At 54.0% G+C, this 17,045-nt stretch carries 11 protein-coding genes; all 11 read right to left on the reverse strand.

What is annotated here, in order from left to right; genetic code table 11:
• Positions 1 to 70: 70 nt before the first annotated feature.
• The gene (gene hmsP / locus QRY16_RS05680) at positions 71 to 2,077 is read right to left on the reverse strand and encodes a biofilm formation regulator HmsP (RefSeq protein ID WP_193406941.1); all 2,007 of its coding nucleotides are present in this window, start codon (positions 2,075 to 2,077) and stop codon (positions 71 to 73) included.
• 294 nt (positions 2,078 to 2,371) lie between these two features.
• A complete protein-coding gene (locus tag QRY16_RS05685; protein ID WP_289775929.1) occupies positions 2,372 to 3,376 on the reverse strand; it encodes a family 8 glycosyl hydrolase in 1,005 nt (334 codons plus the stop codon).
• A gap of 12 nt (positions 3,377 to 3,388) precedes the next feature.
• Complete coding sequence (gene bcsD, locus QRY16_RS05690) at positions 3,389 to 3,832, reverse strand: cellulose biosynthesis protein BcsD (protein ID WP_289775930.1); 444 nt, start codon at positions 3,830 to 3,832, stop codon at positions 3,389 to 3,391.
• Positions 3,832 to 7,626, reverse strand: a complete 3,795-nt coding sequence (locus tag QRY16_RS05695; RefSeq protein ID WP_289775931.1) for a cellulose biosynthesis protein BcsC — start codon at positions 7,624 to 7,626, stop codon at positions 3,832 to 3,834. The genes bcsD and QRY16_RS05695 overlap by 1 nt, the downstream gene beginning before the upstream one ends.
• Before the next feature lie 9 nt (positions 7,627 to 7,635).
• Positions 7,636 to 10,092, reverse strand: coding sequence for a cellulose biosynthesis cyclic di-GMP-binding regulatory protein BcsB (bcsB, locus tag QRY16_RS05700; protein ID WP_289775932.1), 2,457 nt, complete (start codon positions 10,090 to 10,092; stop codon positions 7,636 to 7,638).
• On the reverse strand, positions 10,089 to 12,197 hold the full coding sequence (gene bcsA, locus QRY16_RS05705) for a UDP-forming cellulose synthase catalytic subunit (protein WP_289775933.1): 2,109 nt from the start codon (positions 12,195 to 12,197) through the stop codon (positions 10,089 to 10,091). Before bcsA ends, bcsB begins: the two co-directional genes overlap by 4 nt.
• Before the next feature lie 49 nt (positions 12,198 to 12,246).
• On the reverse strand, positions 12,247 to 13,050 hold the full coding sequence (gene bcsQ / locus QRY16_RS05710) for a cellulose biosynthesis protein BcsQ (protein ID WP_289775934.1): 804 nt from the start codon (positions 13,048 to 13,050) through the stop codon (positions 12,247 to 12,249).
• Positions 13,041 to 13,604 carry a cellulose biosynthesis protein BcsO gene (bcsO, locus tag QRY16_RS05715; RefSeq protein ID WP_289775935.1) on the reverse strand — a complete coding sequence of 188 codons (564 nt, stop codon included), beginning with the start codon at positions 13,602 to 13,604 and terminating at the stop codon, positions 13,041 to 13,043. The genes bcsQ and bcsO overlap by 10 nt, the downstream gene beginning before the upstream one ends.
• Positions 13,605 to 14,125: 521 nt before the next feature.
• Complete coding sequence (dppF, locus tag QRY16_RS05720; RefSeq protein WP_289775936.1) at positions 14,126 to 15,148, reverse strand: dipeptide ABC transporter ATP-binding subunit DppF; 1,023 nt, start codon at positions 15,146 to 15,148, stop codon at positions 14,126 to 14,128.
• Complete coding sequence (gene dppD, locus QRY16_RS05725) at positions 15,138 to 16,124, reverse strand: dipeptide ABC transporter ATP-binding protein (protein ID WP_289775937.1); 987 nt, start codon at positions 16,122 to 16,124, stop codon at positions 15,138 to 15,140. Before dppD ends, dppF begins: the two co-directional genes overlap by 11 nt.
• Positions 16,125 to 16,136: 12 nt before the next feature.
• Positions 16,137 to 17,039: a dipeptide ABC transporter permease DppC gene (gene dppC / locus QRY16_RS05730; protein ID WP_289775938.1), complete on the reverse strand. Its 903-nt coding sequence runs from the start codon at positions 17,037 to 17,039 to the stop codon at positions 16,137 to 16,139.
• Between the last annotated feature and the right edge of the window lie 6 nt (positions 17,040 to 17,045).

Below are 17,045 nucleotides of genomic sequence, written 5' to 3' on the forward strand. Positions count from 1 at the left end.
ATTCTGAACTGAAACGCTTCAGCTTTGACTCTTGTAACTAAAATTCTTGCAAAATCAATAAAGCAGGTGATTATTCTGGTCGTGCCAGCTTTCTCATCCATTGCTGATTGAACCGTGTCAGAGAAACGGCTTCCGAGTAGAGATAGCCCTGCCCGATGCGAATTCCGCGCGCCAGCAGCCAGTCACGCTGTTCACAGGTTTCAACACCTTCGGCAATAACATCAAGATCGATAATATCGGCGATAGCCGCCACAATGCGCACCATGGTGTCGTCAACAGGCAGCGCCGACACAAAGCTGCGATCCATTTTCAGTTTATTCACCGGCAAGGCTTTAAACTGATGCAGGTAATTCAGGTTGGAATAGCCCATGCCGAAATCATCCAGTGCGACTGCCACACCGGTTTTCTGCAGCATACGCAACAGCGACATAGCCTGTTCCGCATCACCAATCTGTGCGGTTTCGGTTATCTCCAGCACAAAAGTGCCAGGTGCAATACGATGACGTTCCAGTAATGATTGCAGATGTGTCACCATGCTGGCGTCGCGCAACTGCACCGCTGAAATATTTACGCTGAGGGGAATCATCACCCCATGTTTCTGCCAGGCCGCCAGGATACGGCAGGCTTCTTCAAACACCCAGCGACCAATAGCAGAGATGACGCCAAGCTCTTCGGCATTGGCGATAAATTCTTCCGACAAGCCATAGCTACCGTCCGGCTGACGCATACGTAGCAGCGCTTCCGCGCCAGCTAATTCACCCGTTTGCATGTCAATTTGCGGCTGGAAATAGAGCGCAAACTGCTCGTCGTGCAGACCCTGTAAAATATCGTGCTCCTGGGTTAAACGCTTCTGTGCACGCTCGGTTAACGCAGCGTCGAAAAACAGTATCTGGTTTTTGCCTTGATGTCGCGCCGACATCATCGCCGAGGTGGCGCGATCCAGCAGCTCATTGGCGCTGAGCGGCTCGTCATCACGTAATGCCAGACCAATACTGGCGTTGGGCCGTAGCTGCAATTGCTGCAGGTTTACCGGCTGATTAAGGCGAATCATCAGATTGCGGGCTAAACGCATGGTACGAAACGGGTTATTAGCCCGCTTCATCAGCAATGCAAAGTCGCTGGTACTGGTTTGCGCTAGCAATGTGTGGTCGTCAATCGTGCTGCGAATCTTTTCTACCAGCGTCAACATCAAGGTATCGCGCTGCTCATCACTCAGTACACCGTTGGCTTCCTGCAACGTTTCAATGCGGAGCACCATCAAGCCAAACGGCTTAGCGCGATTACGTGTGTGCTGGTCGAGCAAGGCAAGGAACAGCGCGCGGTTTGGTAAATCAGTAACATCAAAGTGCGTCGTCAAACGACTCATTTCATCATGTACCGACTCAAGTACCTGCTGATTGCGGTTATAACTGCGGATCAACATGCCGATTTCATCATCATGATGCCCCTGCGGTAGCGTCAGCTTATGCGCCAGGATCGACTGCGGCGGCAACTCCTGCAATTCACGGGAAATGTCGCGTAGCGGATGGATGATCAAACGGTTGATGCACCAGCTAACGGCCACCGAAAGGATCAGCGCCAGGAGCAAATAAGTGGTGATCATCGTCGAAAACGTACTGAGGATAAACTGATATACGCGCGATGAGTCAGCCTGTAACAGCAAATATGCCAGGGGCTTCGGCGAGCCGGTGTTTTCGACGGAATAAAGGGGCAGCGTGATTTGTACCGGCAGCTCAAACAGCCGCGCCACTAAGCGTGGCACCGGTTTTTCTGGCACAAAGTCGGCATGCAGTACCTGAAATGCGTTTGGCAGCATCACGTCAGCGCGCGACAGGATTCCCGCCGGTCGGAGAGAGTGCAGAATGCGTTCGGCTTGCGGAATATCGGCTTTCAGTACCGCTTCAGACAGAGGCTGACGCACGGTATGCGCGATATTTTCCATTTGCTGGGCGTAGTCAATCCTGCGCTGCTGCACAAAATGAAACAGTTGGATAACGATAAAGATACTGATGGTGATGACCGCAACCAGCGACACTGTCGCCATCTGCTTTATCGTAAGCGACCGACTTACCCGCAAAAATTCTCTCCCGGCTATAAAAAAGCTCAGTTATCAGACAGGAAAATGCGCAGCAAGTATATCCCAGCGCAAGGTTTTTTTTGAGGGAGATGCAGCATGACGAAGCAGAATCAGAACAACGCACTTTATTTAAAATCCGTCTACGGCACGGGCGACGGGGGCTGTCCCGATCCCTTCCCCGCGCCGTATTCCCAGGCCGGCCATTTAACGTCGCGTCGATAATGTCCGCCAGCGTCAGTCGCAGTCGTGCTTTTTCACCTGACGCTAGCGGCTCACTTTGTGCAGTAATAAACGCTACCGTTTCTCCTGACTGGCTAACCATGTCAGCAATTGCAGGCTGGCCGAGAAGTAATTTTGATCCGACGAGAGGTTATCGCTCAGGTATCCGGTTTCACTCATCGTCAAATCACGAATCGCCAGTAAGCCGCCACCCAGATTGTAAGGCGCGGGTGTATTCGCCAGCACATCAAACCAGGCGGGCGTTTGCCGCCGATCGTAACCTTGCCAGACCCGCTGAAAGGGTGCCAGTGCCTGACTGTGCGGATCGTACCACCAGATATTCAGGGGGATGCGGATCGCGTCATAACTAAAACGGTTCGAATAACCCAGCGCGGGCGCTGCCGAACCATCGGCGTTCAGCGCGACCCAATCCAGCGGCAAGCCGGTTTGGCCGAAATGCATCTTGCTCAGCAAATCCGTGCCGTCGTTAATCAGTCTGGTCCAGACCTGAAGGTGGCTGCGTTGGGCGAACGCTTGCCAGGCGGCAAATAAAAAGTAGGATGGGTTCAGCACGATATAACTGTTTTTATTAAAGCCCTGCGCGCCCGGTAGCATGACTGTATGATCAGCAAAAGTGATCACATTAAGCTTCACGATTGCGCGCTGTATGCGTTCTGAGGCCTGCTGATAATCTTCTCTCTGCCACTTTTGCGCACCACGCTGCAATGCCCAGGCAAGGAGCACGTCACCGTCCGAGGCATTGTTTTTATCCGCCACCGGATCGTCTGCGCCCGGCGTGTAGCGCCAGTAAAACAGATCGTTTTGCGGATTGCGCAAGTGAGTACGCGTCCATTGCCACAGCCGGTCAAAGGTGGCGCGATCGTCATTCGCAACCGCCAGCAACATGCCGTAGCCCTGACCTTCGGTATGGCTGACATTATTATTGGCGGTATCGGTGATGCGCCCGTCTGACGTCATAAAACGGCTTTTAAACGTTTCCCAGCCATTTGCGGCGGCTTGTGTACTAACGGCCATCACCATGAAACACAATACCCAACGCCACCAGCCCTTAGCTCTCATCCCAGCATCCTGTTAATAGCGATAATGCAACGTGCTGCCGTCATTCCGTTCAAGTGTGACCGGGACTGTCGCGCTGCCGCCCTGACCCTGTAACCAGCCCGAATATAATCCCGCCAGCACCGCACCAAAGGCAGATTGCCAGTCAGCCCCCCCCTGCACGTTGTCACCCGCTGGCAACGCATGATGCTGTAACAGTAGCGCATTATTTTGCGGTTGTAGCTGCACAAAGCCCCAGTTGAAGCGCGCCAGCTGTAAGTTAATTTCACGCTCCAAATCTTGCACGCTATGCGCTTCTGGCAAAGGATAGCGCGCCGCCAGCGCTTCGCCCCGGTTCTGCAAAAAGGCTTCCGCCTCTTCCTGACCGGCATTCGCCACCATACCTTCCAGCAATACGCTAACCAGATCAAACCAGCCGGGCTGATGCGGGTGTGAAACCCCGCCAAAATGCTCACTCATTACTTTTCTCCGAACATGTAACGGAAGTACAACTGCGCCGTGCTTTCGTTGTAATCACCAAAGGTGCCATAGCCAAGCTGGCCGCCAATCGTCACGTCTTTATTAACTTTATAATCGGCACCGGCATGCAGGTTATAGCCGATACCGTTTTTGCTGTTACCTGAATAGTAGGACGCTTTGGCGTAACCCAATGAAGCCAATTGATTCATGACGGCCTGCGCCTCGGGATCATTCGGGAAGTAAGCACTTTTATCCTGACTGTAGGTTTGATAGCCGACTGAGCCGCCAACGCTGACATTTAAATCATCGAACTTACGTGAAAAATCAACCGGGAACGACACTGATGCATAGTTCTGTGGACTAAAATAACCACCCTGACCGTACGTGAAATAACTGAGGTTTTTCGAGAAGTCCATCCAGGATAAGCTCATGCCCACTTTGAGTTCGCGATCGTCATAATGGAAAGGCCGAACATAGGCGCCCGCTGTGGCCTGGATGCTGTTATTGCTGGCAACGTTTTCACCAAGATAACTATAAGCCCCGCCACCGGCGTAGAAGCCTGCATCGCCATTATCGTAACTCAGCAAGGCATTGCCGCCGTTTTTAGTGACGCGCCCCCATTTTGTCCCAGACGCCTTATCCGTTACGCCGACATAAGACAACAGGCTGTCGGTCATCGCGCGGCGTTCGCCGGTCAAAATCAACGTCAGGAAGTCAGTCAGCTTTGGCGACCATTGAACGCCGCCTACCAGCGTGCTGAGATCCTGACCCAGCGGGGTGCTACCCAAATCAATTTTGTAGTTACTGCCTTTTAACGCCAAATTCAGTTCAACACCTGTCGCTTTTTGCGAGTCAGTGGAAGCGCTCGGTACATCGTTCACGGTGGCGCCACCCAGAGCGACCACGGCACCCTGAATCAGTGGATTCGCACCGAAGCGACGCCACGCATCACCCGACGCGCTGCCTGCAGTGAGAGAGACCGGCGTCATGGTGAAGTCGAAGCGTGATTCGCCAAACGGCACGGTGGAGAAAGTCAGCGGTGCTTTTGCTTCGGTGATTTTGCTCAGACCCGACTCACCATCACGTCCACGTATCTGCATCGCGCCCTGTACCCAGGTTCCGGTTTTTTCCTGCAACGTGTCCATCATGCTGTCGATCTGATGCAGCATCTGTACCTGCTGCGAAGGTACGCCGGGGCCGCCTGCCAGCGTGACGCCAACGGCACTGCTGGTTGACGCAGGCGTTGCCTGCCACGGCAACACCGTGCCATACCCACCCACCGGGGATGTACTGCGGTTGATAAACGGATTGTCGGCCAGCGCCTGGCCGCCCACGGTTGGCAGACCTTCGCCTTGTGCGCCTTGCAGCCCAATTAACTGCCCACGTGCGTTGCGCAGATAAACCATCGCCTGAGAATGGTCGCCGTTGGCTTCCGCCACACGCGCCATTAGCAGCAGATGGTCGGGCGCCTGCGTACGCGTCAGACCGCGCGTCAGGTCGTTAGCCCGCTGTATATTGTGCTGTGCCAACGCAACGTTGATCGCACCAACCCGCGCCTCTTGCGTTGACGTGTCCTGCGTCATCAGATAGTCATAGATGACGGCCGCATCCTTATTCATCTTGCCGTCCTGATACAGACGCGCCATGGCGAACATAAGATCGCGATTTTGTGGATCGTGTTGCAGTGCGCCGATCAGCTTGTCATAGGCTGCCGCATACTGCTTCTGCTGACGCAGACGATCTGCTTCATTAATAAGGTACCCATTTCGAATATCGGCCAGTTGGGCGGGCGTGCTGCGCGCCTGTAATTCCGGGCTGCTGAGAAAGTTTTGTGCTTCGCCACCTAGGCCAGCCTGATTCAGCACCGCCATCTGCGCAGCATATTCACCCGCATTGCCCTGCACACCGCGCTGCATATTTCCATGCACCACTGCGACCGCCGTTGTTAAATCGCCAGCCTTCATCAGTTTCTGCGCCAGATTACCCGCATCGATCGGATTGGCTGGCGGGTTTGTAGCCAGCGCTTTCAGCGTGTTGGCTGCGGCGGCACTGGAGCCCTGCGCCAGGTACTGATCGGCAATATGCATTTGCAGATTGAAATTCACGCGCTGCGCCAGTTGTCGCATATCACGCATCTGATCAGCGGACGGAATACGCGTCAGCAACACGCTGGCCTGCTGCCAGCCGCCGTTTTCGCTGGCATACAGCGCGCCGGCATACAATTCGTTACTACTGGCGCCGCTGCGCATAACCGGTTGCATCACGCTGGCCGCCTGTAAATTGCTGCCCTGCTGACGATACAGACGAGCCAGGTCGAGACGCAACCAGCCGTCGTTTGGATACCGTTGTATGCCCTGTTGCAGCGTAGCAAGCGCGGCGCTGGCATTGCCCGCTGCCAGCTGGCGTTTGGCCTGCTGACGGATGGGATCGGTGCTGCTGCCACGCGGCGCGGTGCTTTGCTGCACGCTGTCCGGCAAGGACGCCAGTAACGAACTGGCTTCAGCGCTACGGTTTTGTTGACGCAGCACGTAAAACAACCCCTCTTTTGCGCTGCGATTGTCTGCATCGATTTGTAAAACAGATCGATAAGTTTGTTCTGCCTGCTGCAGCTGATTACTGTGACGCTGTACATCGGCACGAAATAATTTAGCAGCAATACCTTTCTCGCCTTCGGCCTGGCTCAGCGGTTCGCTCAAGGCCAGAGCCTGCGCATTATCGCCACTTTTTAGCGCCTGCTGCGCGTTAGCCAGTTGCGCATAGAAATGTGCATCATTGGCCTGTTTCTGGCGTTCCGGCCCTTGATCGCCACCTAACTGTGCAGCGCGTTGCAGATAATCGGCGGCTTCCTGATAACGTCCCGCGCGCTGGGAAACATAACCCATCCCTGCCAGCGCATCGGCATCCTGGGGGTTAGCACTCAGCACTTTTTCAAAATTACTTTGCGCGCCGCTTACGTCGCCGCTATTCAGATCGGTAAAACCTGCGCCTTTCTCAGCGCCCCCGACATGACTGTGGTAATAATTCATTACCGCCGTGTCCTGTGGGTGACGTTGTTGCCAGGTTTGATAGATCGCAGCATCGGAAGCTTGTGGAGCGAGCCATAACAGCGCCTGACGCAGCGAGCGGTCGGCATCTTTGTTGCCATCTGCCAGCGAACTCAGCACATCAATCCCTTCGCGACGCGTCGATTCCTGATACGTCAGCGCTTTACCCAACGCCTGCTTCGCCGCAGTATCTTGTGGATGTTCAGCCGAGAACTGCCGCAGCGCCTCTGCTGCCTGCGGCAACAGCGTGCGGTCACCCGCCATGGTCAGATAATATTCTGCGGCGACGCTGGCTGGCGGCGCGTTGCCATTGAAGGTGCTGCGCCACGTCTGCAGCGCCGCCGCGATATTACCGCTGCGTGCCTGCTGGCGTGCCAACGCGAGCTGCGCCTGTGGAATGGTTTGCAGTTGGCGGGCGGTATCCAGCTCGCTTAAGTGCGCATCATCCGGCGAAACATGGCTGAGCCATGCGCGATATTGCGCAGCGCTGACACTGTCCCCGCTTTGCTGTGAATAAAGCGCCAGCAGATACAGCGCCTGGGTATTGTTGGGTTCAACCATCAACACCTTTTGCAGCGATGCTTTTGCCAGATCGTCATGAGCTTTCTGATGCCAGTAAGTGGCCTGATCAAACAGCGCCTGTAACGCAGGGTTTATCATCTCAGCCGCGAACAGCGACTGAGAGAGCGACAGTGCGCTGCCCAGCAATAGTGCGTGACGGATGCCGGCATTCAACAGATTCTTTTTCATTTTTATTCCTTACTTCTTGCCGGAATCGCGATCGTTTTTTACATTGAGGCGGCGCTGCGCGTGGCGCTGCAATATCATCCACGCTGCGCTTCCTGTCAGTGCTGAGAGCAACAACGCCGCCAGCGCCATCAAAACGGAATGCTGGTTGGCATACCACATCACCATCATGTACCAGGGCATTTCACCGCTCGGGAACTGTGAGCCAACGCGGAAACTGCGGATGCCGTTTTCATCAGTAATGATGGCCGTATCCCCCCGAATCCCGGCGTTGATGCGTGCTGAACTTAAGTCGCTATGCAGACGCAACAGCTGCTCATCGCTGGTGGCAATGGTCATCACCACCAGGCGATCCGGGTTCCATGGCGAGCGATAGCTCAGAAAGCCACGCCACGCTTCGTTCGATGAGAAGTAACGATCGGCATCCAGCTGCTGGCGATACCAGTCACCCATTAGCCAGGCGCGGGCTTTTTCCAGCGTATCCGGCTCTTTGACGCCAAGCGTGTTGCCGCTGGCTTCGTAAGGTGAGTTCACCAGCATCGCCTGATTAAAGTTGCTGTTGTCCGTGGTGCTGAGCGCCAACACATCGCTTTGCTGCAAACGCGCCAGATTGGTGCCCCCATTCGGCATGCCAAACAGCACCTGATTTTGTATCAGCGCAACGCCCGTAGCGTTGCCGGCACGGGCTGCCAGATCCAGTAAGGTTGAGATTTCAGCATCGGAGGGCTTTTCCGGCAGCAGTAGCATGGTCTGGCTAAAGTCTGCCAGACGCGAGAATGGAAACGATGCCCCAACAAAGTAAGACAGATTGGGCAGCAGGCTGAAGTGACGCGTGTGGCTCAAATCAATCCATGAATCTTCTTCGATGCGGCTTTTAATGTTGTTATTCAGCAGCACACCGCATGGCGCATCGCTCTTTGGCGCGATATTAAAATACAGCACCAACTGGTTGTCGCCGTAGATCAGATAGGGATCGAGGTCGATCCGATACTGTTCCTGGCGCGCATCACCTCCCAGGCGACGCCAGGCACTTTCCAGCAGGCCGACTTTATTCACCGTCAGGTTGCGTAAGAAAGTGCCGTTCAGCATCACGTTAAGTAACGAGGTATTTTCATCCAGCCAGCTTTCTGACGGAAAGCGATAGTGCAAACTCACCGGCACCGTATCGCCATCCCACAGGAACAGATCGGGCGCAGCACGGAAATTTACGCGTAATGCATCATGCCAGAGGCCAGTGCTGGTCAGGCTTTGATCTTTTCGCAACAGTTCGCTCAAACGCACCGGACGGCTGGTGTTGATCCAGCGCGGCGCATCGTACGGTTTACGGCTGGCGAGCATCTGCGGCTGCACCAGCAGGCTGCTGGCATCCATGGTCAGTGGCTGCGTGGTCAGGCGATAAGCGGCCTGACGCAGCTGCGTTTCATTTTCGCCGATTACCAGCAACAGCTTGTAAACCGGATTATTGGGGTTATCCACCATTTGCAGCTGTGGACCCGTGCTCGTCGGGAACGTCAGCGAGCCAATCCTGTCGCCAGGATGGCCCAACAGGATGCCGTTTTTTTCCGGTAATTCGCCACGCACTACCGGGAAACGAATACCGCGATAGTCGCTCTGAATACCAAGCCAGGATGCAATCAATGTCGCGGCGCTGACCGAATCTGGCGCCACATCACTGGCGAAACCAAACGTCACGCTCGCCGCTGACATGCGCTGTGGATCGAGGAACGGGCGGGGGAAATTACGCAGGCTGGTGCCGATGTTCAGCTGCTGTCCCTCAAGGGAGAGCGTGGTTTTCGGCAAAATAGTAACCTGATACTGTCCCGCGCTCTCTTTCTCGCACAGCAATTTGTCTGCGTCATTGATTTTGAAACTCAGATTGTTGCTGGATACCACCATGGCTGGCGGAATATCCAGCTGATAATCACTGACATCGCTGTCGCCAGCACCTAGTGGCAAAGTCCCCAGCGGCTGACCGTTCAGCATCAGCTGCAGGGAGGTGTTACGCGCGGCCAGCGCTGACGACACGCGCAGCGACAGATTGAGATGCGCATTGGTCACCACTTCATCATTGGGCAGCGTAAAAACGATACCGGATTGCAACTGACCACCAGACAGCGTGATGCCCTGGGTTTGGCCCATTTGCGCGACGGTAATAGCGCTGCTGACTGGCTGATTCAGCGACGCGCTGACGATTGGCGGCGGTACATCCACTGGCGCGGTGACGGCCTGGCCTGGCGCATAAGGTAATGCTCTGGCTGCCGCTTCCAGTTGGGGGTCGGCACTTTCCTGCTCTTCTGCTGGCGTCGTCTGTGACAAGGCGCTGCTATCCTGCGTCACCACAGGCGCAGCGCTGTTTACCGGTGCATCATTGCTGTTGCCATCCACTAACGGCGTTTCAGACCAGGCTGGCGCCAGCAACAGCGCGACTGCCAGCGGGCTTGCCAGCAGCGTTTTTTTCAGGATTTTCATGCTGCGCTGTCCTCTTTCGCGGCAGCGCGCTGAGCGGCTCTCCTTCGCTTCGCCTGGCGGTCTTTCCAGGTTAGCCAGAACAACTCAAAAACGGTACGAACAATGGTGCCGAGAGAAACCAGCGGATTATCTTTCTTATATTCCGGCTGAATCCATGCATCGGCGCGTGCCAGGACCACGCGCACCAGCTCGCGACGACGCGACAGCGGCATGGCACCAAAGCTCAGGCGAATACATTTTTCGTCCGCGGAAATTTTGCTTACCGGAATAGTGATCGTGCCGGACTTTAACAGCAGATCGATCTCTTCGATTTCATCAGACTCATGGTGACCCTCTGGCGCATCCAGCAGCGTGCCCCCCATCGACATATCGCTGGTCATGGTGCGTAACGAAATCCCGCTGGCGTAGTGGATAATCGCCGGAATTTGCACCTCAATACGGATAGTTTTACGCACCTGACGGGTTTCACGCGCGACGGCAATCGCCGCCATCAGGATGATCAGGCTGAAAGCTGCCCAGCCGACGTTCAGGGCAATAACATAAGGATCAACGCCGAAGTAGTCATGCATTACCGCGCGCACTATGCCAGCCACAATGCTAACGGAAAGCAGCAGCGCAACGATGACATGAGGACGCGCGATATGAAAATCAAAGAAGCCCTGATCCAGTACGCCGCCCTTATCCGTTACGTTAAATTTACCGTGTTTCGGTGACAGCATGGTCAGGACCGTCGGGATAACCAAATGGAAACACATGACTGTTTCATAGATTTCACCCCAGAAGGTGTAACGGAAACGGCCATTCATCCGCGAGTTGACGTAGAGCGACATCACCAGATGGGGTAATACATAAGCAAAAATCAGCGGCGCCAAAGAGTGAATAATATTGAGGTTAAACAGTAAATAAGCCAGCGGCGCGGTCAGAAACGCAACACGCGGCAGAGCAAACTGGAAGTGCAGCATAGCGTTGAGATAACACAAACGTTGCTGCCACTTCAGGCCCCGGCCTAGCAGCGGATTATCAACGCGAAAAATCTGCGTCATACCACGCGCCCAGCGGTTACGCTGAATAATGTGCAGACCAAGACGTTCTGTCGCCAGACCAGCCGCCAGCGGAATTGACAGAAACGCCGAGCCCCAACCCAGGCGCTGCATTTTTAGGGCGGTATGCGCATCTTCCGTCACGGTTTCAACCGCAAAGCCGCCGATTTGCTCCAGCGCCGAACGACGGATCACTGCACAGGAACCGCAAAAGAAAGTCGCATTCCAGTTGTCATTCCCCTGCTGAACCGGACCATAAAACAGCGCTCCCTCATTGGGAATATTGCGCGCTGCCCGCAGGTTCCGTTCGAACGGATCGGGTGAATAGAAGTAGTGCGGCGTCTGTAATAGCGCCAGCCTGACATCTTTCAGGAACGGACCAACGGTAGCCTGCAGGAAAGTGCGGGTTGCCACGTGATCACAGTCAAACACGCAAATCAGTTCACCTTTTGTGATTTTCATTGCGTGATTAAGGTTACCGGCTTTGGCGTGTCTGTTGTCATCACGGGTGATGTAGCCGATACCCACATCGGCGGCAAATACGGCAAACTCGCTGCGCTTGCCGTCATCCAACAAATAAATTTTTAACTTATCGCGCGGATAATCAATACACTGCGCCGCCAGCACGGTGTCGCACACGACCTCAAGGCTTTCGTTATAGGTCGGTACGTAAATATCCACCGTTGGCCACAGACTGGTATCGTCCGGCAGCGGTTCGATAGTACGTTTTAATGGCCAGATAGTTTGCAGAAAGCCAAGAAGTAATATTACCCAGACATAAAGCTCAGCCAAATATAAGCCGATGCCCATGATGGCTTCAATTTCTGAATTAAAATGCAGCGTCTCTGTGGTGCGCCACCAAATATATCGGCTGGACATCAGCGCAGAAAGGAGCACCATAACGACAGTTACTTTCCGACTTTTACTGAAACCCAATAGAAACATCATACCGATGCTGATTAAGCCAAAAATATACTGCTTTTGGCTATCCATCGGCGTAATGATGATCACCGCGGCGACAGGTGCAAGCACCAGCAGCAGCAGGTAAAACCCGACTTTACTCATGAGTCACCCTGAGGGAGCTTATTTTAAATGGCTTTGCGCTACCCGGCTATTAATAGTGATTGGTACGAATGGGTTCCTGAAATTCACCGTTACCAACGGTGATATGCAAAATATTCGCGACGCGTTTGGCAATCAATTCAATATCAAATGCTGCGGCAGAGGCAGGACTGAAATCATAAACCGATTGCTGGGAAGCATTTGCTTCACCCACACTTTCATCACGATGAACGACACCTAATAAATTATCGCCTAAGCGCTGTTGCATAAACGTTGTCACGTCACGATTAATATTACGGCGGTTATCGCACTGGTTCAGCACAAAGAAATGTCCGTGCTTACTATTTAGTGGCTGACCAATCATTCGGTTCTCTTCTATTTGCGGTAAAAGAGAAACCGATGCGGTATCCGCTAACATCGCGACTAAATGCATATCGGCTAATGCGGCTATGGCTTTTAACGCAGGACCTGGGCCTGGCGGAAAATCGGCAACGATGACCAGCCCCGGATAATTCAGCACCGTATCAAGACCGCGGCGGAGAAAATGTGGATCTCTTGCCAGATTCTCTTCAAAACGTTCGCGCTGCGGTTCAGTGACATCGCCGTACGGCAGAACAAAGAGGTTGCCGCCGGTGGTAAGCAACGACTGGCTCCAGTCTGCCTGCTCATCTGAACGCGCCACAAAGCCACGTCCGTCCTGGAGCGGAACACCGAAATGGAGGCGAAGCGCATTTTGCACATCAAAATCGATTGCCAGAACTTTGCTACCCGAACGCGCCAGACTCCACGCCAGGTTGGCCGCTATCGTGGTTTTACCGACTCCCCCTTTTGGCGAGCACACACAGACTAACGGCATAGCGCAATCTTCTCCAGTAACGGCTTTAATAGCGTCTCTTTAGGCAGGCTAACCGGCTCGCTATTGCGTGAACGGAATAACGAACCGAAACGTCCCGGTTCGGTGCTGGCAACCGGTGCAGGCACCGCAACAGGCGCACGTGGTACAGCCAATACAGGCGCGGGAGTAAACGCCGCTGGCACAGTCTGTTGCACGACAGATGGCGGCGTGACAGCCAGTTCAACGGTTTGAGGTTTAGCCTGCAACGGAGGAAACAGTGACGAAACACTGGCGACCGGTGCGGCATCAGCCGGTTGCGCAGCGACCGCAGGCAGAGAGGTGATATTCAGCGCAGATGCGTTAAATTCATTACCACGGACCGGCTGCGGCTGCGGCAGATCAATGCGCTGGCTGCCATCAAAGGGGGTGGGTTGGGCAACTTTCGCCAACTGGCGAATAAGGGGCCATTTGCTCTGTTCCGCCGCTTCCTGCGTTTGGCCTGACATATCTTTAAAAGCGATGTCGAGCGTCCGCGTTTTTTCTTTAAAACGCTGCAAATCATCGTAGTTCTTCATTGGCCGCAGCCTACAACAAGGGAGGGGGGAAATTACTCTGGAATATATCACACTCACTTAAAGCCAGTGAGAAAAATCTTATTGCAAACACCCTGTTTTCAATGAAAGAGTCTAATCAGACAGATTGATATGTAACGCCAGTAATAAGTAATAGCTATTTAATGGTTGAAATCAATTAATTATATTTACGTTAATTTAGTTAACTTATTTTTAATGCCCGCGCCTGGATATTCGACCGCACAACGATCAGCACCTCCGAAACGATTAGCGCTGCCAATAAAACTAAATTGCGACCAAATCCATACAAAGCCTTAACATTAACCCGCTATTACTGGCCGCCTCCTACAGCGTGATGACACCGAATGTATTACGCGGCATTTTTAATGCTTAACCGCAGCGCTAATTTTTATCAATGCGTTAAGCCGAACTTTGATTTTTCATTCACAGCACGGTTCGACGTTAGCGAAAAGGTAAGAAGAAGTAGATTTGAAAAAGGCCCCCGAAGGAGCCTTATGATTTTATTAATCGGCCTTTTCTGCTACACCGACCGGCTGATTCTCATCCTGGTCGACAGCAAAACAGGCAATTTGCTGTTCGCCGTACAGTTTGAGTTTCGGTTGTAGCTGCACGCAGGTGCCGAATCGGCGGCGACAGCGCGCATTAAAGGCACAGCCTGGCGGCGGACTCAACGGGCTTGGCAGCTCACCGCTCAGCTTGATGCGTTCACGACGATCATCTGGATTAAGACGCGGCGTCGCCGACAGCAGCGCCTGGGTATAAGGGTGGCGCGGGTTAGAGAAAATCGCCTCTTTACTGCCTTTTTCCACGCAGCGACCGAGGTACATCACCATCACTTCGTCAGCAATATGCTCAACCACCGACAAATCGTGCGAGATGAAAACGTATGACAGCCCCATCTCCTGTTGCAGATCCATCATCAGGTTCAGCACCTGCGCACGCACGGAAACGTCGAGCGCGGAAACCGGCTCATCGGCAATCAGCACGTCAGGATCAAGCATCAGGCCGCGCGCAATCGCGATACGTTGACGCTGCCCGCCAGAGAACATATGCGGATAACGATCATAGTGCTCCGTTTTCAACCCCACTTTCGCCATCATCGCCAGCGTTTTTTCGCGACGCTCCGCTTTGGTGAGGGAAGTGTTGATCACCAGCGGCTCTTCAAGGATCTGGCTGACTTTTTTACGCGGATTGAGTGAGCCATACGGATTCTGAAAGACGATCTGAATCTTCTGACGCCGTAAGCTCTGTGCCTGGGGATCGTGCTTCAGCAAATCCTGTCCATGCCAGTAAAGTTGCCCTTCGGTTGGCGTTTCTATCATGGTTAACAAACGGCCCAGCGTGGATTTACCACAACCCGATTCGCCAACAACAGCCAGGGTTTTACCGCGCTCCAGATTGAAGGAAACCCCATCCAGCGCTTTGACTAAACGCTCCTGGCTGAAAAAGCCCTTCTTCACTGGATAATGTTTTTTCAGGTCAATCGCCTGTAGCAAGTAATCCTGCCTGGTTTTTTCAAGACTCATAGGTTGGTCTCCCGGCGTCGTCTAGCGGATAGTGACATTTGGACTGACGCCCCGGAATATCGTGTAATTCAGGCTCTTCCTTACGGCAACGATCGGTGGCGTAAGGGCAGCGTGGATTGAGCAGGCAGCCGAACGGACGGTCATATTTACCCGGCACGACGCCCGGCAGTGACGCCAGCCGTGCTTTATCAACGGCAAACTCTGGTAGCGCGCGCAGCAGAGCCTGGGTATAGGGATGGCGCGGCGCTTTGAAAATGTCCGTCGCTTTACCGCTTTCCACCACCTGACCGGCATACATCACGATGATGTGATGTGCTGCTTCGGCAACCAGGGCCAGATCGTGGGTAATCAGGATCAGCGCCATATTTTCCTGCTGCTGCAACGCCAGTAGTAGTTCGATGATCTGTGCCTGAATGGTCACATCGAGCGCGGTGGTCGGCTCATCAGCAATCAGCAGTTTTGGACGACAGGCGATGGCCATTGCAATCATTACGCGCTGGCTCATCCCGCCTGACAGCTGGTGCGGGTAAACATCCAGCCGCGATGCCGGGTCGGGAATACCCACCTGATTAAGCAGATCAATAGCACGCTGACGACGGGTTTTCTTATTGCCGCCCTGATGTACTTTGATCGCCTCCATGATTTGAAAACCGACGGTATAACACGGGTTCAGGCTGGTCATCGGGTCCTGAAAGATCATCGCCACTTCAGCGCCAACCAGCTGGCGGCGCTCTCTTTCAGAGATGCGTTTCAGGTCACGTTGGTTGAATTCCAGCTTCTCGGCCATCACTTTGCCGGGAAAATCGATCAGCCCCATAATTGCCAGCGAACTTACGGATTTGCCGGAACCCGACTCGCCAACAATACCAACGACCTGGCCCTGCTCAACCTGATAACTAATGCGGTCTACTGCGCGAAACGGTGCTTTATCGTCGCCGAAATGCACCGATAGTTTGTCTACATTTAATAATGCCATCTCGGTGCCTCTTTACTGCTTGAGTTTCGGGTCGAGTGCATCACGCAAACCATCGCCCATCAGGTTAAATGCCAGCACGGTAAGCAGAATGACGATTCCAGGAAAAGTCACGACCCACCAGGCACTTTGCGCATACTGCAACACGTCGGAGAGCATAGTGCCCCACTCCGGCGTTGGCGGTTGCGCGCCCATACCGAGAAAGCCCAACGCCGCCATATCCAGAATGGCGTTGGAGAAACCTAAAGAAGCCTGCACGATCAGCGGTGCCAGACAGTTAGGCAGAATATTGATAAACATCTGGCGCAGCTTACCGGCACCCGCCACGTCCGAGGCGGTAACATAATCGCGGTTCACTTCTACCAACACCGCAGCGCGGGTCAGACGAATATAGTGCGGCAGCGCCACGAAGGTCAGCGCTATGGATGCGTTGACAATCGACGGACCAAAGATGGCAACCAGTACCAGCGCCAGCAACAGGCTTGGCAGCGCCAGCATAATATCCACCAGACGCATTATTATGGCGTCAACCACACCGCCGATATAACCGGCCATCAGGCCGAAAACGATGCCGAAAATCAGCGATAACACCACGACCAGACAGCCCACCAGCAGCGATAAACGCGCGCCATACATCAAACGTGAAAGCACATCACGGCCCACATCATCAGTACCCAGGATGTAACTCCAGCTTCCCCCTTCCTGCCAGACAGGCGGATGCAGCAGCGCGTCGCGAAACTGCTCGGCAGAGGCGTGCGGTGCCAACACATCAGCAAAGATGGCAATCAGCAGCATAATCACAATGTAAACCAGGCCAATCACAGCGCCTTTATTACGCTTAAAGTAGTGCCAGAACTCCTTTATCGGGGTCATCGGCTTCGGTGCAGCAGGGACGCTGGCGGGATCAACAATCGACATGATTCT

Source organism: Mixta mediterraneensis, from assembly GCF_030283135.1.
GTDB lineage: Bacteria > Pseudomonadota > Gammaproteobacteria > Enterobacterales > Enterobacteriaceae > Pantoea > Pantoea mediterraneensis.